The following is a 12,869-nucleotide window of genomic DNA, read 5'->3' on the forward strand; positions in this document are numbered from 1 at the left end:
AATGGCAAGGACATCGCTTAAGGTAAAGGCTTCTCGCAAGCCGAAGTATGCGGTTCGCGCCTACACGCGCTGCCAGCGTTGCGGTCGTCCGCACTCTGTGTATCGCAAGTTCGGCCTGTGCCGTCTGTGCTTCCGTGAGCTCGCCCACCAGGGTCAGCTCCCAGGCATCACGAAGTCTAGTTGGTGAAATATCGACGCTGAAGGTCTGCTGTCCGACAGGCAGTGGAAACCACAGCGAGAAAGGGCATAAGCCCACAAATGACAATGACAGATCCAATCGCAGATATGCTCACGCGTCTGCGTAATGCGAATGCGGCAAAGCACGAATCCGTTTCTATGCCGTATTCCAAGTTCAAGGCGAATATCGCCCAGATCCTCAAGCGCGAGGGCTTCATCAAGGACTTCGAGGTTCAGGATGCCAAGGTCGGTAAGGACCTGGTTCTCTCCCTCAAGTACGGCGATCATGGCGAGCGCTCGATCCAGGGTATCAAGCGCGTTTCTAAGCCAGGTCTTCGTCGCTACGCAAAGTCGGATAGCCTTCCTATGCCACTGGGTGGCTTGGGTGTGGCCATCATCTCGACCAGCGCTGGCTTGATGACCCAGAAGGAATGCGTCCAGCAGGGTGTGGGCGGCGAGATCGTCGCTTACGTGTGGTGAGAGAGGAGAGAAGCACATGGCATCGCATATTGGTTCTCGCCCGATCACCATTCCTTCCAACGTGGAGGTGACACTCACCGACACCACCGTTTCGGTGAAGGGCCCAAAGGGACAGGATTCCTTCGTTATTCCAGAGGGTATCTCCGTCAAGCATGAAGGTAACGAGCTCGTCGTTACCCCACTGAACAAGTCCGGTGAAACCTCTGCCAAGCACGGTCTGACCCGTTCCATCATCGCTTCTCAGATCGAGGGTGTTGAGCGCGGCTTCCGCAAGGAACTCGAGATCGTGGGTACTGGTTATCGTGTCGCCCTCAAGGGCAACACCCTGACCTTCTCCCTCGGTTACTCTCACACCATCGACGTGCCTGCTCCAGAAGGCATCAGCTTCGAGGTCAAGGATGCAACTCATCTTGCAGTCCTCGGCATTGACAAGCAGAAGGTCGGTGAGGTTGCGGCTGAAATCCGTCGTCTGCGCGCACCAGAACCATACAAGGGCAAGGGCGTGAAGTACGTGGGTGAGTACATCCGTCGCAAGGCCGGAAAGGCTGGTAAGTGATATGACCGTCAAGATTTTCGGTAAGGGAAGTGCAGTCGCTCGTCTGCGCCGCCACAACCGTGTTCGTAAGCACGTGTTCGGCACCGAAGAGCGTCCACGTCTCGTCGTTCGCCGCTCCAACCGTCACATGGAAGCTCAGGTCATCGATGACGTCAAGGGCGTTACCTTGGCTTCTGCTTCTACCAACACTGCTGATTTCGCTGATTTCCAGGGCACCAAGGTTGAGGCTGCTAAGAAGGTTGGCGAACTTGTGGCGCAGCGCGCTCAGAAGGCCGGCGTTTCCGCTGTTGTCTTCGACCGCGGTGGCTACCAGTACCACGGTCGCGTTGCCGCTGTCGCTGATGGCGCACGCGAGGGAGGTCTGAAGCTGTGAGCGATCAGGAAACTAAGGAAACGAAGATGGCAGAAGAAACGAACGCCACCTCCGCACAGAACAACGATCGTAACAACGATCGCCGCGGTGGTCGTGGTGAGCGTCGTGGTCGCCGTTCCCGCCGCGATCGTAATGAGAACCGCGAGGAGCTGCTTAACCGCGTCGTGACCATCAACCGTGTGTCCAAGACCCACAAGGGCGGACGTACCATGAGCTTTACCGCACTCGTTGTGGTGGGCGATGGTAAGGGCACCGTCGGCGTTGGCTACGGCAAGAGCCATGAGGTTCCAGCCGCAATCGCCAAGGGTGAGTTGGACGCCAAGAAGCACATGTTCACCGTCCCACGCATTCGTGGTACCGTGACCCACCCAGTGGTTGGCCACGATTCCGCAGGTACCGTCATGTTGCGCCCAGCAGCACCAGGTACCGGCGTTATCGCTGGTGGTCCAGTTCGCGCCGTCCTGGAGTGCGCTGGCGTCACCGACATTCTCTCCAAGTCCATGGGTTCTTCCAACGCTATCAACATTGTTCGCGCAACTGTCGCAGCATTGAAGCAGCTCGAGGAGCCAGAAGAGGTTGCCGCTCGCCGTGGTCTCGCTCTCGAGGATGTCGTTCCAGCAGCAATCCTCCGCGCTCGTGCAGAGGGTCTCGCTGAGGAGCGCAAGGCTCGCGAAGAGGCTCAGGCCAAGGCTCAGAAGGATGGTGAGTGATGGCTAAGCACATCAAGGTCACTCTGATTCACGGTCTCGTTACTGAGAACAAGCGTCAGAAGGCTTCCGTCCACTCCATGGGTCTGCACCGCATCGGTCAGTCCGTGGTTCTCGAGGATGTTCCGTCCAACCGCGGCCAGGCGAACGCAGTTCGTCATCTCGTCCGCGTTGAGGAGGTTGACTGATTATGGCAGAGAAGGAAGTCGACATCCTTCAGATGCACGACCTTCGTCCAGCCCCAGGCGCCAAGACCGCTAAGACTCGCGTTGGTCGTGGTGAAGGCTCCAAGGGTAAGACCTCCGGTCGTGGTACCAAGGGCACCAAGGCACGTTACCAGGTTCGTCCTGGCTTCGAAGGCGGCCAGCTGCCGCTGTACATGCGCCTGCCAAAGCTTCGTGGCTTCCGCAACCCGAACCGCGTTGAGCTCCAGGTGGTTAACCTTGACCAGCTGCAGAAGCTCTTCCCACAGGGTGGCGAAGTGAGCGTGGCTGATCTCGTCGCCAAGCACGCAGTGCGCGACGGTTACGGCGTAAAGGTGCTCGCTGAAGGCGATGTTACCGCTAAGTTCGAGCTCAAGGGCATGAAGGCTTCTAAGGCTGCTCTTGAAAAGATTGAAAAGGCCGGCGGCTCTGTCTCCGAGTGAGACAGCCTGACCGGTTAGTGAAAGAACCGTTCCGGTCGAGGACAGTGTCCCCGCCGGAGCGGTTTTTTTATCAGATTTGCACTAACGAGTAATTCAAAAGCATCAAAAATGCGAGAAACAACGCATGTTTGGCTTTTGCTTTGCTATGCTGGAACGAGTATGACGTATGGTTGCCTGTCTGTTCTGAGAGGCACCGGGCCCCAGAGCAGGAAGAAGTAAGGAGCAGTTGTGAGAACGCTCATCCAGGCTTTTAAAACCAAGGAGCTGAGGAATAAGATCCTCTTTACCTTGGCCATCATTTTGATCTACCGAATTGGTTCCTTTATCCCGACCCCAGGTGTGGACTATAAGGCAGTGCGCGCATGCGTCGCCTCCGCAACCAACGAGAACTTCGTCGGCTTGGTGAACCTCTTCTCCGGTGGCTCTCTCTTGCAGCTGTCTATCTTCGCACTGGGCATCATGCCGTACATCACGGCATCCATTGTCATTGAGCTTCTGCGCGTGGTCATCCCTCGCTTCGAGGCTTTGCACAAGGAAGGCCAGTCCGGCCAGGCAAAGATGACGGAGTACACCCGTTACCTCACCATCGGCTTGGCACTCTTGCAGTCCACCACCATTCTGGTGACCGCTCGCTCCGGCGCTCTCTTCAACTACGCCTGCACCAAGGACGTCATCCCAGATGGCTCTTGGGGCAACATCGTTATGATGGTCATCATCATGACTGGTGGTACTGGCTTGGTCATGTGGATGGCTGAGTTGATCACCGATAAGGGCTTGGGTCAGGGTATGTCCGTGCTCATCTTCACCTCCATTTGCTCTGGCTTCCTGCCTCGTCTGTGGAGTGTTGGCACCGACAACTCGTGGACCGCATTCGCCATCGTTCTCGTTGTCTTGCTCACCATCATGATCTTCGTGGTGTTTGTTGAGCAAAGCCAGAGGCGTATACCCGTTCAGTACACTCGCCGCATGATCGGCCGTCAGATGTACGGTGGCTCTTCCACCTACATCCCACTCAAGATCAATATGTCCGGTGTGATCCCACCAATCTTTGCGTCCTCCATCTTGGCAATCCCTACCTTGATCGCTCAGTTTGGTAAGAAGACCGATGGCTGGGTTGATTGGATCAACACGAACCTCGGTGCATCCACTACGACGTGGTACATCGTGCTGTACGCCATTATGATCGTGTTCTTCACCTTCTTCTACACCTCCATCACCTTCAACCCAGAAGAGGTTGCTGATGACATGAAGGAGTACGGTGGCTTCGTTCCTGGTATCCGCGCAGGCTCTCAGACTGCCGCATACCTGAGCTACATCATCAACCGTTTGAACACGGTGGGCGCTATCTACTTGCTCTTCGTTTCGCTGATCCCAACGGTTCTGGTTCGCGCACTCAACATCAACACGAACCTGCCGTTCGGCGGCACCACCATTCTGATTATCGCCGGCGTCGGTTTGGATACCTTGCGTCAGGCTTCCGCACAGGTGGAGCAGTTCGATTACAAGGGCTTCATTGAAGAGAACTGATAATCTCAAGAAATACTGATTGCGTGGCTGGGCGGGATATCCTGCTCAGCCACTTGTTATGAGGAATTACTATGCGACTTCTCATTATGGGCCCTCAGGGCGTTGGTAAAGGTACCCAGGCAGCTCGCCTTTCTGAGCACTACGGCATCCCGCACATCTCTACGGGCGACATTTTCCGTTACAACCTCAAGAACAATACCCCTCTGGGTCAAGAGGCTGGCCAGTACATCAACAGGGGTCAGCTCGTTCCTGATGAGGTGACGGATCGCATTGTTGAGGATCGTCTCAAGATGGATGACGCTCAGGGCGGCTGGATTCTCGATGGTTACCCTCGCAATGCCGAGCAGGTTGAGGCGCTGGACCGTATGCTGGAGCAGTTTGGCCAGAAGCTCGACGCGGCTATTGCTCTGGACGCTGACCATGAGGTGTTGATGGAGCGCATGAAGAAGCGCGCCGCTTTGGAAGGTCGCGAGGACGACACCCCTGAGACTATCGCTAAACGTTTGGATGTGTATGCCAAGCAGACGGAACCTTTGCTCGCTACGTATGAGCAGCGCGGCCTGCTGGTGCGCGTTAACGGCGTTGGTGAGATTGCCAGCATTACTGAGGCCATTGTTGCGGCTCTTGACTCTCGTGCCTGAGGTCGGCTGAGTTCGCTGACGTGCTCGTGCTGAGGCTGGGGGAGGAGCCAAGAAGATTATCAGTACCGCACTTCTCCCGTTGCGCGACACGCCGGAAGACTCTTGAAAACCTTTCTCGGCCTTGGTAATCTAAGCATTTGAGTTGTGAAATCCCTCACTACCCTTGCGGGTCGTGGGGGATTTTTAGTATTGTATAGAGTCGGCGTGTTTTCATAAGAAGCACGTGAAGTTCAAGGATAGGACAACAACATATGGCAAAAGCCGGTGTGATTGAAGTCGAAGGCAAGGTCGTGGAGGCATTGCCGAATGCAATGTTCCGTGTCGAGCTGGAGAACAACCACGTCGTGCTCGCCACGATCTCGGGCAAGATGCGTAAGAATTACATTCGCATCCTTCCTAATGATCGAGTTGCTCTTGAAATGAGCCCATACGATCTGACTCGTGGTCGGATCACGTACCGCTATAAGTGACCTAGTCACTCCAAGTAAAGGAAAACCATGAAGGTTAAGCCATCTGTGAAGCGAATCTGCGAGCACTGCCGCATTATTCGTCGTCACGGCCGTGTCATGGTGATCTGCACCAACCCGAGGCACAAGCAGCGTCAGGGCTGACTTCAGACCACAACGGTAATAAATAGATAGGTGCTGAATCGCAGCTTCCTCCGGACCTTTCCGTGAAGCCGTACCCCAAGTACGGAGGCTTGGGCCACGAAGGTGGGCCACAACTGTGGATGATTCGGCGCACGACCTCCGCTAAACAGAAGGAATCGCAATGGCACGTCTTGCCGGAGTTGATATTCCCAATGACAAGCGCATTGAGATCGCTCTGACCTACATCTATGGTGTAGGCCGCACTCGCGCGCAGCAGACATTGGCCGCGACCGGTATTAATCCGGATACTCGCACCAAGGATCTGACTGATGACCAGCTGATCGCTCTTCGTGATTACCTCGAGGGCAACTTCAAGATCGAGGGTGACCTCCGTCGTGAAGTCGAAGCTGACATCCGTCGTAAGATCCAGATCAATTGCTATCAGGGCATTCGCCACCGCAGGCATCTTCCTGTGCGCGGTCAGCGTACCAAGACGAACGCACGTACCCGCAAGGGTCCAAAGCGCACTGTCGCAGGTAAGAAGAAGGCTAAGTGACCTTCTTCGTGAGAAGATACTTGAACAACTAGGAATAGAGGGGCAATGCCAGCAGTAAAGCAGGCCACCGCTCGTAAGAATACGAAGCGCAAGGTCCACAAGTCTGTGCCGATGGGCCAGGCTCATATCAAGTCCACTTTTAACAACACCATCGTTTCTATCACCGACCAGTCCGGCAAGGTTCTTGCTTGGGCTTCCGGTGGCGACGTCGGTTTCAAGGGTTCCCGCAAGTCCACGCCATTCGCAGCTGGTATGGCTGCTGAGGCTGCGGCTCGCAAGGCTCAGGAGCACGGCGTCAAGAAGGTCGACGTGTTCGTGAAGGGTCCAGGTTCCGGTCGTGAGACCGCTATCCGTTCTCTGCAGTCCGCCGGTCTTGAAGTTGGTTCTATCACCGACGTCACTCCGCAGGCATTCAACGGAGTTCGTCCTCCTAAGCGTCGTCGCGTCTGACGCTGGGCTAGTCCAGAAATAAAGTCCACCCGCGAAAGCTGGTTTGGTGCACGACCAGCTGGAGCTGAAAGGATGAAAAAGTGCTGATTGCACAGCGTCCGACACTGACGGAAAAGAAGCTCAGCGACCGCCGCTCCCAGTTCACTCTGGAACCGTTGGAGCCAGGTTTCGGTTACACGCTCGGTAACTCCCTGCGTCGTACCCTTCTGAGCTCTATCCCTGGTGCTGCCGTAACCTCGGTTCGCATCACCGGTGCTTTGCACGAGTTCACCACTTTGCCAGGTGTGAAGGAAGACGTTACCGAACTCCTTCTCAACATCAAGGGCATCGTTCTCACCTCTGAGTACGACGAGCCTGTGGTGATGTACCTGCGCAAGTCTGGTGAGGGTGAGGTCACAGCCGGCGATATTAATCCTCCGGCGGGCGTCACGATCTGCAACCCAGATTTCCACTTGGCAACCTTGGCAGAGGACGGATCTCTCGAGATCGAGTTCACTGTTGAGCGTGGCCGTGGTTACGTTCCGGCACAGATGAACAGGCAGGAGAGCCATGAGATCGGCCGCATCCCGGTTGATTCCATTTATTCTCCTGTTCTCAAGGTGAGCTACAAGGTCGAGGCAACTCGAGTTGAGCAGCGCACTGATTTCGATCGTTTGATCATCGACGTGGAAACCAAGGAAGCAATCTCTCCTCGCGATGCAGTTGCTTCTGCAGGCTCCACCCTTGTCGAGCTCTTCGGCTTGTGCAAGGAATTGAACGATCAGGCCGAAGGCATTGAGGTTGGTCCAGCTCCAGCACAGCTGTCGGATGATCCGCAGCTGGCGAAGCCGATTGAGGAGCTGAATTTGACTCAGCGTTCTTACAACTGCCTCAAGCGTGAAGGTATCCACACTGTGGGCGAGCTGGTGTCTCGCTCCGAGCAGGACCTTCTCAACATTCGTAACTTCGGTTCGAAGTCCATCGATGAGGTCAAGGATAAGCTCTCTTCCATGGGTCTTTCCTTGAAGGAATCCGCATTGGGTAGCTTCGATACGACCAGCCTCGCAGGAGGCACCTATTACACTCCAGACGACGAGTGATGAACGGGTGGCAGTTCCACAAGGGTTAACTGGGATTGCCACCGCTCATTTTTGTTGACTGAAGTGACGATACACAGTTCAGGAAGGTCGCTGGGCGAATGCCCGCCCGCCTGAACCCATAAGGAGATACTATGCCTACACCAAAGAAGGGCCCACGCCTGGCTTCTAGCCCAGCACACGAGCGCCTCATGCTCGCCAATATGGCTACCAGCTTGTTCCGCAACGGCCATATCACCACCACTGTGAAGAAGGCAAAGCGCCTTCGTCCTCTGGCAGAGCGCCTCATCACCTTCGCAAAGAAGGGTGATCTTGCAGCTCGTCGTCGCGCTCTTCGCGTTCTTCGCGATAAGGACGTCGTCTACAAGCTCTTCACCGAGATTGCAGAGCAGATGAAGGAGCGCGAGGGCGGTTACACTCGCATCACCAAGGTCGGCAACCGTGGCGGCGATAACGCTCCACAGGCTGTGATCGAGCTCGTCACCGAGCCAGTTGCTAAGAAGGCTGTTGTCGCTGAGGCTGAGTCTGCTGCCAAGGCTGCAGATAAGCCAGCTGAAGAGCCAGAAGAGAAGGCAACTGAGGCTGAGAAGCCAGCTGAGAGCGAAGAGAAGGAAGAGTCCGCTGAGTGAACTCAGTGAATGACTCACCATCTCGACAGTTTTACAGCTGCTGAGCGCAGAGCACATCAGATGAGTGCATCTGAGGCTTACAGAAAGAGGGCCGTTCCTCGGAGCGGTCCTCTTTCTGTATCCTGAGAATGAACTCGAAGACGTGGGATATTCATTGAGTGGGACACTGCACCGGCTGAAAAGGAGGAGAGCTATGAGAATTCGCCTAGACCTTGCCTACGACGGCACAGATTTTCACGGCTGGGCCCGCCAACCTCATCTGCGCACCGTACAGGGCGAGGTGGAGAAGGCGCTGAGCATGATTCTGCGTATTAACAAAGCCCAGGGTGACGATCCGCTTCTCCTCGTCGTGGCAGGCCGCACCGACACTGGCGTCCACGCACGCGCGCAGGTGTGCCACATTGACATCCCTGAAGAAATTCTTTCCCGCGCGCTCGGCCACATGAAGAGCAGCCCTCTGGAGGCTTTAGAGCACCGTTTACGTCACGTCCTGCCTGCAGACATCACCCTTCTGGCCTGCAGTGAGGCTCCAGAAGGTTTCGACGCGCGCTTCTCGGCCCTAGAGCGCACCTACGTGTTCCGCATTGCTGACACGCTTTCCCGCCCTGACCCTCTGTTGCGCCACTGTGTTCTGCCCATCACCAAGCCTCTCGACCTCGACACTCTCAATCAGTGCGCACTGTTAATCCCGGGCCTTAAAGATTTTGGCTCCTTTGCCACCCCAAACCCTGGTGGTACGACGATCCGCGAGGTGAAGAAGGCTTTTTGGAAGCGCACGCCTGTGGAGCCGCGCGACAATGGCGACCTTGCCTTGGGTAGCGGCCTGCTGGAGTTTACTATCGTCGCTGATGCGTTTGCTCATAATATGGTGCGCTCGCTGGTTGGTGCGCAAGTCGTTGTCGCGCAGGGCAAGAAGAGCGTGGAATGGTTCGCTTCGAAGCTGGCCAGCCCATCTCGGGAGGGGCAAACCGGGCCTATCGACCCTCGAGGCCTTACTTTGGAGCATGTTGCATACCCTGCTGATAATCTTTTGGGGTCGCGTGCCCAGGCCATCCGAGCTAAGCGAACGCTGGAGTAAAATTGCGTCAAGTTCAGCGCTCAAGATTAACACAAACCGTGTCATCATGCGCTTTTGCCTTCGTTCAGCCGTGCCAAAAATGAGGATGAGCTGTCGGTAGAATGGAGGTAACACAAGTTCGGTAAAGGAGCATGATGGTTTATCTCGCTGTTGTGATTGCGCTGGTTGCGTTGTGGGCTGTGTGCGGCCTGTTCGTGGTGTCGCAGCAGTCTGCCGTCATTATTGAGCGCTTTGGCAAGTTCCACCGCGTGTGCTTTGCCGGCATCCACTGGAGGCCGCTATTTGTGGATCGCATTGCGCACCGCTCGAGTTTGCGCGTTTCTCAGCTCGATGTGAAGTTGGAAACGAAGACTTTGGATAATGTTTTCGTCAAGATCGTGGCGAATACACAGTTCCGCATTAACCCTCAGGATGTGATGAAGGCTTATTACGAGTTTTCTGACCCTTCGGCACAGCTTCAGGCTTACTTAGAGGATGCGCTGCGCTCGGCAATCCCGAACCTGAGCTTGGATGATACTTTTGCCAGGAAAGACGACGTCGCCTTCGACGTGCAAAAGACGGTGGGTGAGGAGATGGCCCGCTTCGGCTTTGAAGTGGTGAAAACGCTGATCACCTCTATCGACCCGTCGAAGCAGGTGAAGGATTCGATGGATTCCATCAACGCTGCTCAGCGTGAGAAGGAAGCCACCCGCCAGCGTGCTGAAGCTTTGCAGATTCAGATTGAAACGCAGGCAAAGGCTGAGGCGGAAAAGACGCGCTTGCAGGGTGAAGGTCAGGCTAACTACCGTCGTGAGATTGCCGACGGTATTGTTGACCAGATCAAGAGCCTGCAAGAAGTGGGTATGGATATTGACGCGGTGAACACGGTGGTGTTGTTTAACCAGTACCTCGATGTCACGCGCTCGCTGGCAGAGTCGAATAATGCGAAGACGGTCGTATTGCCAGCGGCAACCCCTGGTGGTTTCAACGATTTCTACCAGCAGATGGTCGCCGCTTTGCAAACTGACAAGGCTGCCAACTCTCATTGAGAGCGGCAAGAGGGACCGTAAGCGATCCAGGCTCTCGCTGAGAGAGCAGAGTGGCTTGAGACGATTCAGGCTTCGACAGCGATGCTGTGAAGCACGCGGATGAAAGAGTCTGAATCGTTCAGGCACGGCACTACATCATAGCGTCCGCCGCCGTTGCTCATGAACACATTGCGATTATCCAGCTCGAGTTCTTTGAAAATTCGTCATGAGCTGAAAAGAAGGAGGGCGGGAGGGCGGGAGAGGTTGGAGGAGTGGAAGTGTGTCCAAGGGAGAGGAAAAGAGGGAACGAGAAGTTTTCATTCTTTCTGGCATGTTGAGTTTAAACGTGGCATAATGTCATTTTGTCTGTGGCTGAAGGGCAAGCTTTGGATTGCTCATCAGCAATGCACAGACATGGAAGAGTGTCCGAGCGGCCGAAGGAACACGCCTCGAAAGCGTGCGTAGTGAAAGCTACCGCGGGTTCAAATCCCGCCTCTTCCGCAGCTGGGAACCTTTCGGGGTTCCCATTTTTTTTGTTTCTGGCCGTGGTGTTACTCGTTACAAGGTATCACTCATCGGTAGGTGTCACTCGTCATCAGAACACAAGGCAGCAGCGATCAAGTCAGTGCCGTTTGTAAAACGCCCAGCCTTTTGAGACGCAAAGAAAGCGTTACCTTCTTTCATTGCCTTCGCGCTTTCAGTGTTCGGCTCTCGAGAAGAGGCGTTGACTTCTTCACCGTGCGCACTTGAAGAGCTGTTGAAAGCGTCGTTGTTGGCGTTGATCTGAATTCTTTATCGGGCATTCAAGCGAATAACGCACTTGATGAATAAAGAAAAAGCCCTCGCGGAAGCGAGGGCTGAAGCGGGATGATAATCTCAAGCCATTGTGGTGCAATTCTAGCAAGGCAGGCTGCAGGAATTGCGAGCTTGCGGCAAAAGCGAGTTAGGCCTTCGGCATCATCAGGCCGCGCACCAAGAGAATAATGCCATCAATCAGAACTGTGATGGCCAGCAGCAGGATGAGCGTTGCTGTTGAGGTAATTGGCCAGAAGAGCAGCGCCAGGCCGCCCAAGATGGAGATGATGCCGGCGAAGATAGTCCAGCCGTTGCCCAGGAAGCCAGCAGACTCGATGATTTGGGCGATGCCGGTCATAATCCAGGAAATGCCGACGAAGATGCCGGTAAACCAGATCAAGAAACCGGTCGAACCGGCGAGATTACGCAACATGGTTGCTGCGGCGAGGATCGAGAAGAAACCTACCAGGCCGGTCATTACGCGCCACGAACTTGGGGTGCCCTTCGCGCTAAACGCTCCAGCAACCGCCGACACGCCTTGGATCAAGAAGGCGACGGCAAGCAGACTGGTGGCGACCATCAGGGACCTTCCTGGCCAGACAAGCAGCGCCACGCCGAGCAGGGTGAAGATGATGCCGAGAGCAATCAGGCCGCGGCGCAAGCCCTTGAGGAAGCGAGCAGCAAGATTAACAGGGCTCCAAGCGAAGAACGGGTCGTCAGCGACGTTGCGCATAAACGGGTTGCTCGGGCCGGTGTAGGCGCTTTGCGAAGAAGAGTTCTGGTCGTTTGGATCGAATTGAGGATTCGGCTGAGAGTAGGGGTTCCGGGAATCCTGTGGGTTCTGCGGGGTGAAGTTCGGCTGTGTCATGTCAACCTCCTTGTGGCGACTGAGTATTCAACAAAACGCTTGGCATGGGCATATCAGAATGCACGTGTTTCACAGAGTAAAGCGTATATATCTACATGTTCTAACAGATGTCAGAAGGCTTTCATTCCGCCAGAAACGCTGAGGTGAGCTTGACGATAGGCGAGGGGACGGCATGCGCTATACTGAGCTGCGCAAGGGTTTGACCTTTGGCGAGGCTCAGTAGTTAGCCATGCGCATCACGAGGGTGTGCAAGGCAAAATTGGGCTGGCGCGTGTTGCAAGCGTGTTGCGCAAGAAAGCGCAGAATGACGCGGATTTGTGTCACGCGAAACGCCGAAGAGGAAAAACTTGAAGCAAGGGGGTTGCGGATTTGCTCCTAAAGTGGTTAACTGTTCAAGTTGCCTGATGGAGCAAAGCTCTTGATGACAATGCGTGGGGCGGGTTTCCCAAGTGGTCAAAGGGAGCTGACTGTAAATCAGCCGCCGTCGTGCTTCGTAGGTTCAAATCCTACACCCGCCACGCCCCGATGGCTCAGTGGTAGAGCACTTCCTTGGTAAGGAAGAGGTCGTGAGTCCGATTCTCACTCGGGGCTCCATGGCGAGGTAGCTCAGCTGGCTAGAGCGTACGACTCATAATCGTAAGGTCGAGAGTTCGAGCCTCTCCCTCGCTACAAAGCTGAGGTTTTCCTCGCAAACATTTATTCGAGAGGTGTTG

At 55.3% G+C, this 12,869-nt stretch carries 18 protein-coding genes and 4 tRNA genes; 21 read left to right on the top strand and 1 reads right to left on the bottom strand.

Going from position 1 to position 12,869, the window contains the following annotated elements:
* The first annotated feature begins 1 nt into the window (after position 1).
* The 18 genes from AEAE_RS01305 to AEAE_RS01390 all read left to right on the top strand — a co-directional run bounded on the left by AEAE_RS01305 (position 2) and on the right by AEAE_RS01390 (position 10,994).
* Positions 2 to 187, top strand: coding sequence for a type Z 30S ribosomal protein S14 (locus AEAE_RS01305; protein WP_094689377.1), 186 nt, complete (start codon positions 2 to 4; stop codon positions 185 to 187).
* A 71-nt stretch (positions 188 to 258) separates the two neighbouring features.
* Positions 259 to 657, top strand: a complete 399-nt coding sequence (gene rpsH / locus AEAE_RS01310) for a 30S ribosomal protein S8 (protein ID WP_094689378.1) — start codon at positions 259 to 261, stop codon at positions 655 to 657.
* A 16-nt stretch (positions 658 to 673) separates the two neighbouring features.
* Positions 674 to 1,213 carry a 50S ribosomal protein L6 gene (rplF, locus tag AEAE_RS01315; protein WP_094689379.1) on the top strand — a complete coding sequence of 180 codons (540 nt, stop codon included), beginning with the start codon at positions 674 to 676 and terminating at the stop codon, positions 1,211 to 1,213.
* Position 1,214: 1 nt separating this feature from the next.
* On the top strand, positions 1,215 to 1,586 hold the full coding sequence (gene rplR / locus AEAE_RS01320) for a 50S ribosomal protein L18 (RefSeq protein ID WP_094689380.1): 372 nt from the start codon (positions 1,215 to 1,217) through the stop codon (positions 1,584 to 1,586).
* The gene (gene rpsE / locus AEAE_RS01325) at positions 1,583 to 2,296 is read left to right on the top strand and encodes a 30S ribosomal protein S5 (protein WP_094689381.1); all 714 of its coding nucleotides are present in this window, start codon (positions 1,583 to 1,585) and stop codon (positions 2,294 to 2,296) included. Before rplR ends, rpsE begins: the two co-directional genes overlap by 4 nt.
* Positions 2,296 to 2,481 carry a 50S ribosomal protein L30 gene (gene rpmD / locus AEAE_RS01330; RefSeq protein WP_094689382.1) on the top strand — a complete coding sequence of 62 codons (186 nt, stop codon included), beginning with the start codon at positions 2,296 to 2,298 and terminating at the stop codon, positions 2,479 to 2,481. Before rpsE ends, rpmD begins: the two co-directional genes overlap by 1 nt.
* A 2-nt stretch (positions 2,482 to 2,483) precedes the next feature.
* Positions 2,484 to 2,939 (top strand): 50S ribosomal protein L15, encoded by a 456-nt coding sequence (rplO, locus tag AEAE_RS01335; protein ID WP_169711586.1) that lies wholly within the window; start codon positions 2,484 to 2,486, stop codon positions 2,937 to 2,939.
* A 228-nt stretch (positions 2,940 to 3,167) separates the two neighbouring features.
* Positions 3,168 to 4,466, top strand: a complete 1,299-nt coding sequence (secY, locus tag AEAE_RS01340; RefSeq protein WP_094689384.1) for a preprotein translocase subunit SecY — start codon at positions 3,168 to 3,170, stop codon at positions 4,464 to 4,466.
* Positions 4,467 to 4,537: 71 nt separating this feature from the next.
* Positions 4,538 to 5,107: an adenylate kinase gene (locus AEAE_RS01345; protein WP_094689385.1), complete on the top strand. Its 570-nt coding sequence runs from the start codon at positions 4,538 to 4,540 to the stop codon at positions 5,105 to 5,107.
* Positions 5,108 to 5,358: 251 nt separating this feature from the next.
* Positions 5,359 to 5,577 carry a translation initiation factor IF-1 gene (gene infA / locus AEAE_RS01350; protein ID WP_094689386.1) on the top strand — a complete coding sequence of 73 codons (219 nt, stop codon included), beginning with the start codon at positions 5,359 to 5,361 and terminating at the stop codon, positions 5,575 to 5,577.
* Positions 5,578 to 5,604: 27 nt separating this feature from the next.
* Positions 5,605 to 5,718 carry a 50S ribosomal protein L36 gene (gene rpmJ, locus AEAE_RS01355; RefSeq protein ID WP_094689387.1) on the top strand — a complete coding sequence of 38 codons (114 nt, stop codon included), beginning with the start codon at positions 5,605 to 5,607 and terminating at the stop codon, positions 5,716 to 5,718.
* 160 nt (positions 5,719 to 5,878) lie between these two features.
* Entirely contained in the window at positions 5,879 to 6,253 is a 375-nt protein-coding gene (gene rpsM / locus AEAE_RS01360; RefSeq protein WP_094689388.1) for a 30S ribosomal protein S13, read from the top strand.
* 45 nt (positions 6,254 to 6,298) lie between these two features.
* Complete coding sequence (gene rpsK / locus AEAE_RS01365; protein ID WP_094689389.1) at positions 6,299 to 6,703, top strand: 30S ribosomal protein S11; 405 nt, start codon at positions 6,299 to 6,301, stop codon at positions 6,701 to 6,703.
* An 80-nt stretch (positions 6,704 to 6,783) separates the two neighbouring features.
* Positions 6,784 to 7,782, top strand: coding sequence for a DNA-directed RNA polymerase subunit alpha (locus AEAE_RS01370; protein WP_094689390.1), 999 nt, complete (start codon positions 6,784 to 6,786; stop codon positions 7,780 to 7,782).
* 131 nt (positions 7,783 to 7,913) lie between these two features.
* Positions 7,914 to 8,408, top strand: coding sequence for a 50S ribosomal protein L17 (gene rplQ / locus AEAE_RS01375; protein ID WP_094689391.1), 495 nt, complete (start codon positions 7,914 to 7,916; stop codon positions 8,406 to 8,408).
* Positions 8,409 to 8,601: 193 nt separating this feature from the next.
* Positions 8,602 to 9,486, top strand: a complete 885-nt coding sequence (locus AEAE_RS01380) for a tRNA pseudouridine synthase A (protein WP_094689392.1) — start codon at positions 8,602 to 8,604, stop codon at positions 9,484 to 9,486.
* 131 nt (positions 9,487 to 9,617) lie between these two features.
* Complete coding sequence (locus tag AEAE_RS01385; RefSeq protein WP_094689393.1) at positions 9,618 to 10,514, top strand: SPFH domain-containing protein; 897 nt, start codon at positions 9,618 to 9,620, stop codon at positions 10,512 to 10,514.
* A gap of 395 nt (positions 10,515 to 10,909) precedes the next feature.
* Positions 10,910 to 10,994: transfer RNA gene (locus tag AEAE_RS01390), tRNA-Ser, on the top strand.
* A gap of 442 nt (positions 10,995 to 11,436) precedes the next feature.
* Here AEAE_RS01390 and AEAE_RS01395 read toward each other — a convergent pair.
* Positions 11,437 to 12,156 carry an HdeD family acid-resistance protein gene (locus tag AEAE_RS01395; protein WP_094689394.1) on the bottom strand — a complete coding sequence of 240 codons (720 nt, stop codon included), beginning with the start codon at positions 12,154 to 12,156 and terminating at the stop codon, positions 11,437 to 11,439.
* A 435-nt stretch (positions 12,157 to 12,591) separates the two neighbouring features.
* Here AEAE_RS01395 and AEAE_RS01400 point away from each other — a divergent pair.
* From AEAE_RS01400 to AEAE_RS01410, 3 genes are all read left to right on the top strand, one after another.
* Positions 12,592 to 12,674 (top strand) — tRNA-Tyr (locus AEAE_RS01400).
* A gap of 1 nt (position 12,675) precedes the next feature.
* Positions 12,676 to 12,750, top strand: a tRNA-Thr gene (locus AEAE_RS01405).
* 1 nt (position 12,751) lies between these two features.
* Positions 12,752 to 12,825 (top strand) — tRNA-Met (locus AEAE_RS01410).
* Positions 12,826 to 12,869 lie beyond the last annotated feature (44 nt).

Origin of the sequence: Aeriscardovia aeriphila (genome assembly GCF_002259595.1) — a bacterium.
GTDB lineage: Bacteria > Actinomycetota > Actinomycetes > Actinomycetales > Bifidobacteriaceae > Aeriscardovia > Aeriscardovia aeriphila.

What these genes read in the sequence shown, in the direction of transcription:
- AEAE_RS01305 (WP_094689377.1), top strand. Translation starts at nt 2, where the DNA reads ATGGCAAGGACATCGCTTAAGGTAAAGGCTTCTCGCAAGCCGAAGTAT.
- rpsH (WP_094689378.1), top strand. Translation starts at nt 259, where the DNA reads ATGACAATGACAGATCCAATCGCAGATATGCTCACGCGTCTGCGTAAT.
- rplF (WP_094689379.1), top strand. Translation starts at nt 674, where the DNA reads ATGGCATCGCATATTGGTTCTCGCCCGATCACCATTCCTTCCAACGTG.
- rplR (WP_094689380.1), top strand. Translation starts at nt 1,215, where the DNA reads ATGACCGTCAAGATTTTCGGTAAGGGAAGTGCAGTCGCTCGTCTGCGC.
- rpmD (WP_094689382.1), top strand. Translation starts at nt 2,296, where the DNA reads ATGGCTAAGCACATCAAGGTCACTCTGATTCACGGTCTCGTTACTGAG.
- rplO (WP_169711586.1), top strand. Translation starts at nt 2,484, where the DNA reads ATGGCAGAGAAGGAAGTCGACATCCTTCAGATGCACGACCTTCGTCCA.
- AEAE_RS01345 (WP_094689385.1), top strand. Translation starts at nt 4,538, where the DNA reads ATGCGACTTCTCATTATGGGCCCTCAGGGCGTTGGTAAAGGTACCCAG.
- infA (WP_094689386.1), top strand. Translation starts at nt 5,359, where the DNA reads ATGGCAAAAGCCGGTGTGATTGAAGTCGAAGGCAAGGTCGTGGAGGCA.
- rpmJ (WP_094689387.1), top strand. Translation starts at nt 5,605, where the DNA reads ATGAAGGTTAAGCCATCTGTGAAGCGAATCTGCGAGCACTGCCGCATT.
- rpsM (WP_094689388.1), top strand. Translation starts at nt 5,879, where the DNA reads ATGGCACGTCTTGCCGGAGTTGATATTCCCAATGACAAGCGCATTGAG.
- rpsK (WP_094689389.1), top strand. Translation starts at nt 6,299, where the DNA reads ATGCCAGCAGTAAAGCAGGCCACCGCTCGTAAGAATACGAAGCGCAAG.
- rplQ (WP_094689391.1), top strand. Translation starts at nt 7,914, where the DNA reads ATGCCTACACCAAAGAAGGGCCCACGCCTGGCTTCTAGCCCAGCACAC.
- AEAE_RS01380 (WP_094689392.1), top strand. Translation starts at nt 8,602, where the DNA reads ATGAGAATTCGCCTAGACCTTGCCTACGACGGCACAGATTTTCACGGC.
- AEAE_RS01385 (WP_094689393.1), top strand. Translation starts at nt 9,618, where the DNA reads ATGATGGTTTATCTCGCTGTTGTGATTGCGCTGGTTGCGTTGTGGGCT.
- AEAE_RS01395 (WP_094689394.1), bottom strand. Translation starts at nt 12,156, where the DNA reads ATGACACAGCCGAACTTCACCCCGCAGAACCCACAGGATTCCCGGAAC.